At 40.6% G+C, this 14,333-nt stretch carries 12 protein-coding genes; 3 read left to right on the top strand and 9 right to left on the bottom strand.

The window, feature by feature from the left end; all coding sequences use genetic code 11:
• Nucleotides 1–2: 2 nt before the first annotated feature.
• Nucleotides 3–3,707, bottom strand: coding sequence for a helicase-exonuclease AddAB subunit AddA (gene addA / locus MHB67_RS05155; protein WP_342492835.1), 3,705 nt, complete (start codon nt 3,705–3,707; stop codon nt 3–5).
• Nucleotides 3,685–7,194 (bottom strand): helicase-exonuclease AddAB subunit AddB, encoded by a 3,510-nt coding sequence (gene addB / locus MHB67_RS05150; protein WP_342492834.1) that lies wholly within the window; start codon nt 7,192–7,194, stop codon nt 3,685–3,687. Before addB ends, addA begins: the two co-directional genes overlap by 23 nt.
• A gap of 152 nt (nt 7,195–7,346) precedes the next feature.
• Between addB and MHB67_RS05145 the strand changes: the two genes are divergently transcribed.
• Nucleotides 7,347–7,793 carry a ferritin-like domain-containing protein gene (locus MHB67_RS05145; protein ID WP_044334155.1) on the top strand — a complete coding sequence of 149 codons (447 nt, stop codon included), beginning with the start codon at nt 7,347–7,349 and terminating at the stop codon, nt 7,791–7,793.
• Between the two features lie 197 nt (nt 7,794–7,990).
• Here MHB67_RS05145 and MHB67_RS05140 read toward each other — a convergent pair whose 3' ends face one another.
• Genes MHB67_RS05140 through MHB67_RS05130 form a run of 3 tightly spaced genes read right to left on the bottom strand, consistent with a single transcriptional unit; the run spans nt 7,991 to nt 9,713 of the window.
• Nucleotides 7,991–8,401, bottom strand: a complete 411-nt coding sequence (locus MHB67_RS05140; protein ID WP_024425497.1) for a DoxX family protein — start codon at nt 8,399–8,401, stop codon at nt 7,991–7,993.
• Nucleotides 8,402–8,458: 57 nt separating this feature from the next.
• Entirely contained in the window at nt 8,459–9,298 is an 840-nt protein-coding gene (locus MHB67_RS05135; RefSeq protein ID WP_024425496.1) for a M56 family metallopeptidase, read from the bottom strand.
• The gene (locus tag MHB67_RS05130) at nt 9,291–9,713 is read right to left on the bottom strand and encodes a BlaI/MecI/CopY family transcriptional regulator (protein ID WP_024425495.1); all 423 of its coding nucleotides are present in this window, start codon (nt 9,711–9,713) and stop codon (nt 9,291–9,293) included. Before MHB67_RS05130 ends, MHB67_RS05135 begins: the two co-directional genes overlap by 8 nt.
• 266 nt (nt 9,714–9,979) lie before the next feature.
• Here MHB67_RS05130 and MHB67_RS05125 point away from each other — a divergent pair, with 266 nt between their 5' ends.
• Nucleotides 9,980–11,125, top strand: a complete 1,146-nt coding sequence (locus MHB67_RS05125) for an AbrB family transcriptional regulator (RefSeq protein WP_151039543.1) — start codon at nt 9,980–9,982, stop codon at nt 11,123–11,125.
• Between the two features lie 38 nt (nt 11,126–11,163).
• Here MHB67_RS05125 and lepB read toward each other — a convergent pair whose 3' ends face one another.
• The gene (gene lepB, locus MHB67_RS05120) at nt 11,164–11,676 is read right to left on the bottom strand and encodes a signal peptidase I (RefSeq protein WP_044335799.1); all 513 of its coding nucleotides are present in this window, start codon (nt 11,674–11,676) and stop codon (nt 11,164–11,166) included.
• A complete protein-coding gene (locus MHB67_RS05115; RefSeq protein ID WP_024425492.1) occupies nt 11,676–12,293 on the bottom strand; it encodes a TVP38/TMEM64 family protein in 618 nt (205 codons plus the stop codon). Before MHB67_RS05115 ends, lepB begins: the two co-directional genes overlap by 1 nt.
• 156 nt (nt 12,294–12,449) lie before the next feature.
• On the opposite strand from MHB67_RS05115, the gene MHB67_RS05110 reads away from it, so the two are divergent.
• A complete protein-coding gene (locus MHB67_RS05110; protein WP_044335801.1) occupies nt 12,450–12,812 on the top strand; it encodes a hypothetical protein in 363 nt (120 codons plus the stop codon).
• A 71-nt stretch (nt 12,813–12,883) separates the two neighbouring features.
• Here the strand turns inward: MHB67_RS05110 and MHB67_RS05105 are convergent, their stop codons facing one another.
• Entirely contained in the window at nt 12,884–13,837 is a 954-nt protein-coding gene (locus MHB67_RS05105; protein ID WP_044335803.1) for an LCP family protein, read from the bottom strand.
• Between the two features lie 208 nt (nt 13,838–14,045).
• Complete coding sequence (locus MHB67_RS05100; protein WP_024425485.1) at nt 14,046–14,324, bottom strand: barstar family protein; 279 nt, start codon at nt 14,322–14,324, stop codon at nt 14,046–14,048.
• Nucleotides 14,325–14,333 lie beyond the last annotated feature (9 nt).

Raw genomic sequence — 14,333 nt, 5'->3', positions numbered from 1 at the left:
ATTTATAATGAAATTTCTAAATTCCCATCAAAGAAATAAAGAATTTTCTCCTCTAATGTTCTGTTTGTTAAACGTTCCACCGCTTGTGCATACAACGCTATTTGAGTTTCATAGCGCTTTTTCAAAATAGGTACAGCTGCTTCAAGACCGCCTGTATATCTGCCTTGCACTCTATCTGTTTTATAATCTAGTAAATATAGTTTTCCATCCGTTTCAAATAAACAGTCAATCATCCCTTGAATAAGGACAGGCTCCCCCTCTGCATCAATATGGCTGTATACCTCTTTAACAGGTAACACCATACTAAATGACACTTCTCGTTTCACCCAGTCCGCTTTCAGCAGCTTTTGACCAATAGTAGTAGAGAAAAAAGCGGAAATTCCTTCTTGATCAATTGACTGAACTTGCTCATTTGTTAGCAAGTCTCGCTGCTGTAAGGAATCGAGCAGCTGATGTATACGGATTTCATCGAGGGGCTCGTCAGAAGAAAGCGGAATATGTTGCATGACTGTATGCATTGCGGTGCCTTGCTCTGCGGCAGTGAGTGCTTTTTTCTTCATGAAAGCCGGCCGGTCATACAACGTTGCATGAGCTCTTCTAAGAGAAGAAGGAACACTGTACTCATCCTGTATTTCTTTCATTCTCTTTATCTCTGAAACAGACTGCTTTGTGCCGACTTGTGAGGCCGCTAGATACGGGTATCTCCATGAAAGTCTCTCTGCTACTTTCTCATCAGCATCACCATAACCTTCAACAGGTAAGCCGTCCATCAATGCTTGTACCACCTCATCTTGCTGCTTCTTTTCAAGTGACATATCTTCTTTTAGAAGATCGGAAGCTTGAGTAAATGAGATTGTGAATGCTGATGGGTGCGAAAGAACAACATCACCTGTTTCTTCTAAAATAGATGACATTGCTTGGTGACGGATGAGAGCAGGACCAATAAAATCTAAGTATGTTTTCGATTGATAACGTTCAAAATCAGGGAGGAGCCAGTCCTCTCCGGTTGCAGCATTTTGCCATTTGCTTAATGCCTTCACCTGATTTTTGACAGAGCCGACAAGAAATAATTTTTCCTTAGCCCTTGTGAGCGCTACATATAGAACTCTCAGCTCTTCAGATAATAGCTCTTTCCTCATCTTTTTTTTCATCGCAACAAGCGGTAATGTTGCATAACTAATTCTCAGCTCTGGATGAATATATTTGCTTCCAAAGCCTAATTCTTTATCAAGTAAGTAGGACTGGTTTAAGTCCATCATATTAAAGTTTCTGCCGAGTCCTGCGGTAAAGACGACTGGAAATTCTAATCCTTTACTGCTGTGGATCGTCATCATGCGAACAACGTCCTCTGTTTCACTGAACGTTTTTGCCGCCCCAAGATCATCTCCACGCTCCTGCATTCTTTCGATAAAGCGAAGAAAACGGAACAGCCCTCTAAAAGCAGCTTTTTCATACTGCTTCGCTCGATCATAAAGAGCACGGAGATTCGCCTGTCTCTGTTTGCCTCCAGGCATCCCGCCGACGTAATCTAGATACTGCGTATCGCGGTATACTTCCCAAATCAATTCCGCTACTGAATGATTCATAGAGAAATCACGCCACTTACGCAACAACCTGAAAAATCGTTCTAGTTTTTTGCATGTAGGGTGATCTGAATGAGTCCCACTCATAAATGCTTTCACAGCATCATAATAGGTGCCTTTTTTATCACTCGTGCGGATCAGTGCCATTTCATTTTCGTCTAAATGAACAATTGGTGATCTTAATACAGCTGCAAGCGGGATATCTTGATATGGGTTATCAATGACTTTTAACAGAGAAAGAATCACAGACACCTCTGTTGCTTCAAAATAACCAGAGGAAAGATTCGCATACACAGGGATTCCCTGCTTCTTCAATTCCTCCATCATTTGCGGTGCCCACGGCATGGAGCGAAGCAAAATCACAATGTCCCGATACTGCAAGTTACGGGTCATTTGCTGTTTTGAATCGTACACTTGAAATGGCTGCTCCACCAATTGTCTTATTTTTTTAGCAATGACTCTCGCTTCAAGCTGTACGGTTTCTAGCTCTTCTCGCTCTTCGTCAGTTTCTGCTTCCTGTTGATCTAAATGTACAAGAAGCATTTCTGTCGTTGTATCTTCGCTTTCTGGATAACTCGCTCCAAGCTTTAATTCAGCTTGTTCATCATATTCAATTTCTCCAACTGTTTCCCCCATCAGCTGTTTGAACAAAAAGTTCGTACTGTCTAACACATCTGAACGGCTGCGGAAGTTTTTATTTAAATCAATTCTCTTCCCTGTTTCTTTGCCGTCTGGTGTGAATTGTTTATATTTGGTTAAAAAGAGCATGGGCTCAGCCAGTCTAAAACGATATATGGACTGCTTTACATCACCAACCATAAACAGGTTGCCCTCTGCAGCATGTTCCCCTTTAGATACAAGCTTTAAAATCGTTTCTTGCACAAGGTTTGTATCTTGATATTCATCAACGAGTACTTCTTCATACTGCTGTTGATAGTACTTGGCCGCTTCTGTTTCGATCAAATTTCCTTCCGCGTCCTGCTCTGCTAAAATGCGTAAGCAATAATGCTCTAAATCCGAAAAATCCACGATTGATTTTTCTTGCTTCGCTCTTTCGAAACGCTGTCCAAATTGGATGACAAGCTCCACAAGTGTCTCGACCACCGGCTTCATTTCAGCTAAGCTTTTCAAGTGCTGGGCCGGACTGCGCATAAAGTATTCATCTTTAAGCTTTTCTAATTGTTTTTTTGCTTGATTGCGTGCATCTGTGGCTTTTTCTAACAGCACAGGGTCATATTCGTCCCCTTTACATGTTTTGAGCCTTTTAAAATTGATGTTTGGCAAAAGCTCGTAAAGCTTCTCAAAATCATCTTGGTGCCTGATTAATTCATTGACTTGCTCTAAATCATCTATAAAATTTTCTGCTCTCGGTGCCGGCCCGCCCGGTTCTTTTGATAGGGCGAGGGCTCGTTCGAGCAGTTCCAGACAGCTTCGAAAAACGAGAGAAAGATCCTCTTTGATATATGGGTAAAACGGTAATTGTTCTACTTTTGTTTGAGCATCTACATCATAAAGAGAAAGGAATGCCCTCATCCATTGCTCAGGTGAAGGGTGAGATCTGGAAAACTCATAAATTCTCTTCACAAGCCATTGCAAGTCTAAATCATGACGATCAGAAGTGTAACGATCAACCAGTTCAAAGAACGCTGGCTTTCCAGCCTTATATTCATCCTCAAACAGTTCATCTAACACTTCATCTCCTAATAATTCTCCTTCTGTTTGATCAGCCAAACGAAAGCCTGGATCAAGGTCAATCTCATAGTAAAAGGTGCGCAAAACCTGCAAGCAAAAGGAGTGCAGGGTGGAAATATTGGCACGATTCATGAGCGACAGCTGTCTTCTCATATGAAGGGACCCGGGGTTTTGGGCTAATTCCTTTTCAAGTGCTTCTGTGATCCGATGCTTCATCTCTGCCGCAGATGCATTTGTGAAAGTCACAACGAGCAGACGATCCACATCAATTGGATCTTCAGGCCGGGTCATTTTTCGAATCAGCCGTTCAACCAAAACAGCTGTTTTACCTGACCCTGCCGCCGCCGCAACAAGGATATCTTGTCCTTCTGAAACGATGGCTTCCCACTGGTCATCCGTCCAAGTACTGTTATTCGGTTTTGGTATTTGCATACTGATCCCCTTCTTTTTTGATCCGGTCTATCACAACATCATCCTTTTCAGATGAAAGCACTCTAAATTCATTATCCTCTATCGATTCATCAAATTGACAAATAGACTTAAATGAACAAAAGCGGCATGGTGTTTGATCCTTCAATTTATATGGATTAATGGCTACCTCGCCATTTGTAATTCTTTCGCCTGCCTCTTCAAACGTGCGCCGAACATGCTGTGTGAGTATATGGAAATGATCTTCACTTAAAACAGCAGAGTCAGAACGGAAAGACCCATCCTTTTTCAAGCCGGCTTGAATGACTTGTGATCTTCCTGATTCAAGCGTTTGATCCATTAGCTTTACCGCTTCTACATCTTCAAGCAATAGACCTTTCATTTTAAATTTCTTGAAGATTTCCTGCTCAATTTCATCCTCTGCAAGCGGAATCGGTACTTGAATGAGCGGATCATGAATATGGAAATATAAAATGCCAGCTGGTGTTGCTTCTACACCGAGCCACTCCTTCGAATACGTAATGGTCAGGTCTAAGTATGTGAGCATTTGCAAAGCCAGCCCATAGTATACTTCTGCTAGATCAAGACCTTTCTCACTCGATTTGTAGTCGACGATTCTCAACAGCAGCCCTTTTGAACCTTCTGCTTTATCCACCCGGTCAATTCTTCCGACAAGCTCCATCGTGCAGCCATTTTTCAATTGAAAAGTAAACGGTGGAAGTGGTCCTTGGCCGCCAAAGCCTAACTCAAGCCCAACGGGAGAAAATCCACTCACTCTTGCATGCTCACTTAATATAGTAGAGACTCGAATCAAGATTTTCTGGAGCTTTTCTTTAATATAAGCATGCCGGTTAGAGCTTAATAGGATTTCCTTTTGAAGACGCGGAGCAAGCTGTTCGATTGCATGTCTTGAATAGTTGACACAGTCATCCTTCGTAAGGTTTTTCCAATCCTTTTTTTGTTCAACAAGCGTATCTGAAATATGCTTTAAGGCCGAGTGAAACAGCTGGCCGATATCAGGTGCTTCCAATTTATAAAATTGCCGGTCCTTTAGTTTTAACCCGTGGGAAGCAAAGTGAGAAAATGCACACTCATTGAATTTCTCCATTCTTGAAACACTGCCTTGAATGTGATCACCGTAAAGTTCTTTTGTGACGTTTGGTTTTAAGCGCTTCGCTCGATTTGTAAAAAACAAACTCGACAAGATGTTTTTTGATACATCCCGATGAGATGACGTCATCAAATAATTATAGACACTCCACCATACACCACTGATGGGATATTGGTTGAGCCATTGCTGCAGCTGCGAGACAGTATACGATAACGAGACATGCTCATTCGCTACAAATTTTAATTGCTCCTTGTCATCCAGCTGTTCCGGGTCTAACACATACAAAGCATGCTCATGATTTGGCATAAGCTCCTGACAATACTTGATAAGAGTCGAAGGCAATAGAGAGCGCCCCTCTTCATCTGACACTGAATAAGACAGATACAAATGATGAGATGGACTCGACAGCGCCTGGTAAATTAAAAATTGCTCATCTAGTAGCCGTTCCTTTCCTGTCTCTGCCAGCTCTGCTCCTGCTCGCTTTAACCATTCCCTGTCATCCTCAGACAATACACTTTCGTCAGAAGGGCGTGCGGGAATAACGCCATCATTTACCCCAATGATAAACATACACTTCACTTGATACATTCTGGATAAATCCATACTTCCGATAAATACTTGGTCGAGTGAAGGCGGAATTAAAGCGAATTTTAAAGAGGCCAATCCTGTATCCATCATCTGTTGGAATAAAGGAAATGAGAGCTCCTCCTCACCGAGCATTTCCACAAATTCGTCCATTAATTGAATAACAGCTTCCCATACTTGTCCATGCTGCATGGCTTCAGCTAATCTACCTGCTTCTTCAGCTTCCAGCCTAGCCTTTTCAAGTTTATCCGGCACTTGTATTTCCTCTAAAAAGACATAGACTGCCTCTACCATGTCTTTTACCTTTTGCGCTTTTTTCAGCCTTTTTTGCAATTGGAAAAGCGGAGGTGCGATCCATTCCTTTACATCATTCAGCATCTGTTCCATTTCAATTTCTTGATCTGTTTGTCCAAAATCCTCATCTAATGATTGGAACCGCCTGTAATGGAAACGGGAGCCGTTTGTCCAGCGTTCTCCTTTTACACCATAAGCAATACAGTAGTTTTCAAGCTGATCTGCCTGTTCTCTCGCTTTGTTTCTGGCAAGTTCGAGCGGAAATAAGAACTCTGTCTTCACGCATCGAAACACGGCCTCATACCGCCAGTTTCCTTTTATGACATCCATGCTCGAACGAATCAATTCAATGAGCGGATGATACTGCATCGATTCATTTCCATCAATAAAAAAAGGAATATCGTAATCTCGAAAAACCTCTTTTAACGTATCTTTATAGTCGTCTACATGCCGCGCTACAATCGAAATATCTCGCAGTCTAAGTCCTTCTTCTCTCACTAAATGAAGAATTTCTCTCGCTACTCCCTCAATTTCAGCTCGTTTACTCGCACTTTTAGATACTGTGAGATGAGGAGTGACTTCCTGATATGGCTGCACCGGTCTCTGCTCATATTGCCGTTCTAAATAAGCAAGATCCGGCGTATGAAGATGACGGTTATTTCTCTCCAAAATGTGCTCAGAAATGGCCGCTCCGCACTCTTTGGCAAGCTGATAGAGCTGGAAATACGTTTTACCTGTCATACGAAATAAATCAAGTTCATTTGGCAGCTTATCATGATAGGAACGATCCACTGTGAAAGCAGCCGTTATTTTCTCAGCATGCAGCAGAAGCTGTTCAATGACGAGAAGCTGCTGCGGTGTAAATTGATAAAAACCATCTATATAAATGTGTGCTCCTTTTATTTCTTCAGATAAAGGAATTTGCTGCGTGAGAAGTGTCAAATAGTCTTCTGAATGCACATATTCATCTTGTAAATGCTGCTCCATCTGCTGATAAAGAACATGCAGATCATGCAATTTCTCGGCTGCCCGTCTTTCTTCTGTATACTCTGAATGCATGCTCGATAATGAAATTTTTTCAATATCCTCCGGCAGCATGCAGTATCTCTTGAACTCAGCCATCGTCTTTTCGATTTCCTCCACAAACCCCGGCTTATCACTCGCTTTTTTGAATACCTTAAACTTTTCTTTCTCCTCTTCAATCACTTTTCTTAAAAGCATTTGAATTCCTGTGCTTGTCACAAATTGCCGGTTCGCTCCGCCAGTCTGCTGTAAAATAGACCAAGCAAGACGCGTGAAACTAAATACTTTTGCCCTGATCATCCCGCCAGCTTCAGACGTTTTTGCAAGCTCGTATTCCATTAAGAATGTCATTTGATCCGGGACTAAAAAAATGATTGGCGGACCCAACGGATCAAGCCGAAGCTGTTCTTTGATTTCCTCTAAGATTGCAGTCGTTTTTCCACTCCCCGATCTGCCTGCTAAAAACTGAATCTCCACGCTCCACAACACCTTTCTTATGTACTCATATTCTAGCGAAAATAAAAGTAAATAGCTATTTTCCCCTTCTCCTTCCTAAAAAGATATAGGCACCTTTCCTTACTCTTCTCATATCATAAACCATCATGAACTCAAAGGAGGCTGGCAATATCATGTATTACGGTTATTATGACTACTCGCCATATGACATGCGCCAAAACACAAGAATCATTTCAGATCTTGAAAAAGCAATCAATGGTGAATATTCTGCGATCCAATGCTACGAAAAACTTGCCCAAAGAGCAAAAACTCCTGAGGCAAAAAAAATCATTCAAGAAATACGCCAGGATGAAGTCAGACACTATCAACTATTTTCAAAGCTATATTATTCTTTAACAGGTAAAAACCACAAACCAAGCATAACAGAACCTTGTCCAGATCAATTTAGAGAAGGACTTCTTTTCGCATTTAAAGATGAACAAAGAACGGTCGATTTTTACTTAACGATATCAGATTATGTCCGGGATCAAGGAACAAAAGAGCTGATGAAACGTATCGCTCAAGATGAACAGCAGCATGCTGTATGGTTTTTATATCTTTTAACGCACCATGTGTCTTAGATAGTCCTATTTTAATAGGAGATCGTATGTTCCGTCAAAAAATGAAATTGTCTTTTTAGTCATTCAATCTATAAAATAAAGAACGATTCTCAGCAAACCTCTCATCTCTTTCACTTTTTCAAACGTGAAAACGACAATTTGATAAATAAAAAAACTCCTCTGCCACAAATAGCAGAAGGAGTTTTTTTCATGATCGCTTAATGAAATTTTGCTTCATTGCTTTGCTGCTGATGTTTTAGCATCCCATCAATGGACAGCATCTTACTGCCGCTAAGTGTTAAATAAAGCGCCATGACAAGCAGCGATAGTTCAAATTCATAACCGCCAACAAATCCTTTAGAAAAACCAACCGTCATAATCGCCACAGCCATAATGGGTACAAATAAGGCTGCGAAAATACGTGTTCCTAGACCTAAAATCAAGGCGATACCACCGACCAGTTCAATTGTCTTCACAATATAGGCCATAAATTCCGGTATACCGATTTGTCCAAAGAATGCCGCTGTTCCTCCCAGACCTCCTTGATATGCCTGAAGTCCGTGTAGAAAGAAGATGATACCTAAAATAACACGTACGAAAAGTGTTCCTATTTCTTGATTCGTTTTCATATAGTGATTTCCTCCTGTTTTTACACTACATAATGTAATGTTAATAAGTAAAAAAAATTAGTAATTTAGATTAAGCATAATGATTAAGGCCACCATGAGAATCGTTGATGTGACAATGGGAATGATGGGTACATTGAAAGGAATATTGTATGTTGGGTTTAAGATCTTCTGTATTCTTAAATTCAATGCCCGATCTCCAAAGGATACCGCAAACTTCGTTTGTTTTTGAAACTGCGTTCTCTTTTTAATCAGTTTCAAAAGGGCTTGCCCTACTCCAAGCTCAGTGCCTGTCTGCCGAATCGCGTAGTCATCTGCGATCACTTCACGAAAAACGGAATAGCTTTGTCTCATATGCTTTAACACTGGAATGTACCAAATCACTTTTGTAAGCATTGAGAATGTGAAAGCCTTTAAAGGATCGTAGCTGTATTTGTGGTGCAATTCATGATGAACAACAGCATCAATTTCCTCTTCATCCAGCATGTCCATGAGAGATGTTGATAAGTAGACCTTTGGATGAAGCATCCCCATGGCAAAAGCAAGCGGTTCATGACAATGAAACACAATGATGTCGTTTGCATATTTTTCAGATAAAGATTCGGTAGACTGGTAATCGACTGCAAGCATCAGATTTTGCTTGAATTGAATGTACGTTTTGATTTGCTTCGTCATATAAAAAATTGCAAATCCCAGTGTATAGAGGACTAAAGCATCTAGAAAATATTTCAAAGGAGTGAATCCATAGAATTCGAGAACAGACTGGCATACATGAATGAGATTATATGCTTGATTCCAGCCAAAAAAGCTTGAAAGCACGTAATACCCCATCTGATAAAAAATCGTTAAACCAATCAATATACCGCTTAAAAATAGCAGGCTCGATTTCATTTTATTCATTTTGCTGCTCCTCTTTTTTGGATGCCAGCCTTGCTTCAAGCACTTTGAGTAATTCAGGGTCAGCACTTTCAATTGCATCCACCATATGATTCACTGCCAGTGGACCAAAATCGTCCATCAGCCCTTGCGTAATCCATTTTGTCTGCTCATTTAGAAATTCTTCTTTTGTTAAAATGGGATTATAAATAGATGAACGCCCTTTTGTTTTCTTCTCGACAATTCCCTTTTCGGTTAAGCGGTTCAGCACAGTCATCACTGTGTTGAAATTAATCGGCTTTTCATCTGACAGCTTCTGCTGCACTTCTTTAATCGGCATATCCTCACCTTGATAAAGGATTTCCATAATTCTTCCCTCTAAAGGACCGAAAAAACGATTCAATCCCTTTTCATTATATTTAAAAGAAGGAATTTTCATGTAATCACCTCACACTAAGGATTGTAGTGTAATTGAAAATGATAGTCAACTGATAACTAAAATAGGGGAAAATCGTTGTATATTGTTTTTGTTTTTGGTAAAAATTATATCTTCACTTTTATCAAGAGGCTATCTTGCTCTTGATAAGATAATCTTATGAAAAAGGTAAAAAAATTCGTATTTTATTTATAAAGACTTTTGTATTATAGTAGAGATAACAACATTTCACTTACTGAACAAATTTATAGGAAGAAGGTTTACATGTGATGAAACAAGGAAACAGCCTTCGAACCGATCTCATTTTGATCGCGATAAGCGGTTTAGGTGGATTTCTTTTGTCTTTAACAGGAATGTCTATTGGCTGGATGGTCGGTACATTAATCACAGCTGCATTTATTGCCATGCGACGTCCCACCCTGTTTCAGCGTAAAGGAAACAACACCTTGCGTATTCACAGCAGATGGCTACTCCTTGGTCAATTCATTCTCGGAATCGAACTCGGACAGAAAATGAACATGAAAGTTCTTCATATTTTTGCTGAACATTGGCTCCCTGTGAGTTTCATGCTCGTTTTTTCTATTCTACTGGCGATGCTCTCTGGCTTTGCCTTATGGAAGCTGAGTAAAACAGATATGCTGACCAGCTTTGTCGGAACAGCCCCAGGCGGTTTATCTGCTATGCCAGGGATTGCCCAAGAGGTTGGAGCAAATACAGCCGTTGTCAGTCTCGTACAAACAACACGTGTATTAATGGTGGTACTTACCATCCCATTTACGGTGTTCTATTTAAATACAAAAAATCCAGCGGATGCAGCTGCAACCGTGCAAGGGAGCGCCTTTTCATCCGGCGTTTTCACCCTGTCAAATATCTCGTGGACTGCTGCACTTATTTTAGGTGCCTGGCTTATGTCACGCCTCGCGGTTCGGCTTCATTTCCCTGCCCCTTGGCTGATTGGCAGCATGTTAGGAGTTGCAGCTCTTCAAGTAGGTGCAGGTGCGCTCATAGGTCATGATTTGATTCCTTATTGGCCAGCACAAGCGAATATCGCATCACAGGTATTTCTCGGTGCAACCATCGGTTCAAAAATGAATAAACAGATGTTTGTCGGGCTAAAAAACACGTTAATTGTAGCCGTCGTCAGCTCAGCTGGATTGATTGCTGCAACGGTTCTCAGTTCAATTGCCATTGCAGAGGTCACAGGCATTTCTGTCATTACAGCCATTCTTGCCTTTTCGCCTGGCGGTATTGCAGAAATGGCAACAACAGCAGTCACACTCCATGAGGACTCAACCTTTGTAGTAGCTGTACAAGTCGTTAGAATCATTCTTGTCATTGCGATGTTGCCACCGTTTTTTCGATTCTTACATCATGTCTGGGCAAAAAGACATCCTGAATATAAAGCCGCAAAATAAAAAAAGAGACGCTTTGCATGTGCAGAGCGTCTCTTCTTTTATTCATCCTGATTTCTTTTGACACCAACTACTTGCTCCTTTGAAATCGTTCCAAAATGCCGGCTGTCGAAGCTATGTATTCGGTTATCTCCGATTACGAAGTAATGGTTTTTTTTGATTTTATCTTGTCCTGTGATGGCTTTCAGCTGAAAATCTCCTGTCAGGACATTCCCCATTTTATGTTTTTTCTGCTCTTTTAAATAGGGTTCTTTCCATTTTTCCCCATTGACAAATAACTGATCATCTACATACTTGATCGATTCTCCTGGGAGCCCAATGACCCTTTTGATCAAAATTTGATTTTTAGGGCCGTGAAATAACACATAATCAAACCGGCTAATTTTCGTGAGTTTTGGCGAGAACTTGTTGATTAATAATTCTGTTCCATCTGTAAATGTGGGGTCCATACTAACCCCTTCTACTTTATACTTCACAAACATGAAATTCTTTACCTGGAACAATAAGACGATGCATGTAATAATCATCAACCATAGCAATGGCTTCTTTTTCATTAAGAGCCTCCTTTGTCCTCACGCTTGCTCATTCGAATGTTCAACCTATTTTCTACTCTCTTTCCAACATACCATAATAAAACGATAACTAGAACCGCAAAAACACTTCTTAACGGATTCTTTACTAAAGCAGAAAGATCATAACCGATAAAACTAATGATAAAGAGCATGACACACTTACCAGCTAAAGCAGCTAATGAAAATTGCCACATGCTAATTCTTGATAAGCCTGCGACAACATTGACAGCCGCGGAAGGTGTAAAAGGAAAGCAGAGTAAAATAAATAACGGACCAAATCCCCGTTTCTCTACCCAAAGCATTAATTTCTTAATGGAAGGGTGTCTGCTGATAAAGTTCAGCATTCTCATCTGTCCAAATTTTCTGATCAGTAAAAAGACAAGAATAGAACCTGCACTTGCACCGATCCAGGTTAATAAAAAGCCTTCCCAAAGGCCGAATGCATTCGCATTTGCCACCGCAAACGCCACGAGTGGTAAAAACGGAAGAAATGCTTCAATCAGAGGAAGCAATATAGCGACAATTGGTCCAAAGGCCTTGTAGCTTTCAAAAAATGATGTGATATTTTCATGAGTAAATAGAGAAAGAAATGATGTCAACTTGTTTGACTCCTTCAAGGTTTGTCTACATTTCATTTTACATGGAAAACATAAAAATATACAAATGAATCCCACTCGCCCCCTTGAGATTATTTGACTCATTCGATATAATAAATAAGAACATTTGTTCTATTTTTAAAGAAAGCAGGCTTGGACATGACGAGACTATCAAGAATACAGCTTCAGATGATGGAACAGGCCATCTTTCTCCCAATGGTCATCTCCATCCTCAATCGTGATCTGACACACTTAAAACAACATCAAACATTTAAATTAAATGAACCATACATTCAGCTTGTGACCTCCGTGTTAAAGGAAGCACAGAAAGCACTTTACGAACTGAAGCAGCATTTACGTAAAGAAAATATGAAAGTACAGAAAATTGAACACGATGAAGGATTTACAACGTATCTATTTATCATAAATGGCTATGAAGAAAAGCATAAATACTTTAATCCGCGTATACGTCACCGGGTAGAGGAACTGCTGACTGGATATTTTCTGCATCAAGCAAATTAACTTCTTGCTAAAATGCGGCGTGGTACCCATGCAAAGAAAAAAGCCTGCCGTGGCGGCAGGCTCCTTCTTATTTATGATAATTCAAGCTGTTTTCTCAGCTCTGTTCTAACTTCTTCTAATCCTGGTCCATCTAACTCAAAGTAATACACATTCCCAGGCTGATAATCATGGCCCTTTAGCTGAATCGTATCCACTGATTTCAATGAGCTCAGTAATGGAAAAAGACCGATGAACTGCTTCATGGAAAGATTGGTTGAGACATTATCACCAAGCGTATCAATGATGTTGTCATATGACGGGATCGAAGAAATCGATTTAGATTTTTCGAAGATGGCTTGAAGTGCCTCCATTTGGCGTTTTCCGCGCATGAGGTCACTATCAGCCTTTCTCGTTCTCACAAAGGCTAAAGCTTCTTCACCATTTAACGTATGTGTTCCTGTTTGCACATGAACTTTCCCTTTTGAATCCTTTTCCATTTGTTTTGCGATGCCTTCATCTTTAATCGTTACGTCAATTCCATTTAACTCATCCACAATGTCTTGAAACGCCTTAAAGTTCCCGGAAATCACATAGTCTACAGGAATGTTCAATAGGTTTTCGACCGTTTTGACTGACAAATCTGCACTCCCAAACGCATGGGCGTGAGCAATTTTATCATATCCTCTCCCCGGTATATCCACATAAGCATCACGAGGAATACTGAGAAGCTTAATGGTTTTGTCTGTTCGATTCACCGCCGCCAGTAAGACCGCATCACTTCTTGCTTCGTCTACCGTTTCACCTGGACGGCTGTCAATTCCAAGCAGCAGCACCGAAAAGCTGTCCTTTCCTGGATCAAAAGCTTTCACACGCTTTTGCGAGGTGTCTCCTCTTTCTAATGATACTTGCGCCTTATTCGACGCTTTTGAAATTTTATAGTATGCGTATCCAGTCACGGAAACTGCCATCACCATGACAAATGTCATGATAAACAGCACGGCTTTTACCCAAGGCCTTAGTCTTCTTTTTGATCTTTTTTCCTTCATCCTTTCCGAACCCTCACTCTATCTTAGTCTATCAATGTAGGTTCCACTATAACATATTTTGATGAAAGTTTCCTGCATGCAACATATTTTTATGAATCCACAATAAAAAATTATTTAAACAGCAGAGGGCTCACCTATTTACAATCTAATGAAACATTCAAGAACCGGAAATTCAAAAAACAGCCTGCGGCAGCGGCTGCTTTTTTCATCATGATTGAATATCAAATTGAAATTGTCCATTCAGTTCTTCTTCTGCTTCTTGAAATAACTGACGCAAGTTCTCAGCATAATCACCAAGAGCGTCTTTGCTCGTTTGAAAATTCACCCATGTCAGTTCTACTGGAAGAGCCACCTCTCCTGTCAAACAGTCCCAAAGGGCATCAAGATTTTTTCCGTAATAGTCAGGAAGGTGTAAAACTGTTTTTAGCTGGTCATGAAGCTCTTCTTGCGACCTGCACGCTGCACCGTCAAGCTGCACTTTTTTCATGTTCATCTT

The sequence above is a fragment of the Bacillus sp. FSL H8-0516 genome (assembly GCF_038635285.1).
Taxonomy (GTDB): Bacteria; Bacillota; Bacilli; order Bacillales; family Bacillaceae; genus Bacillus; species Bacillus safensis.
This window is presented reverse-complemented; position numbering and strand designations above follow the sequence as displayed.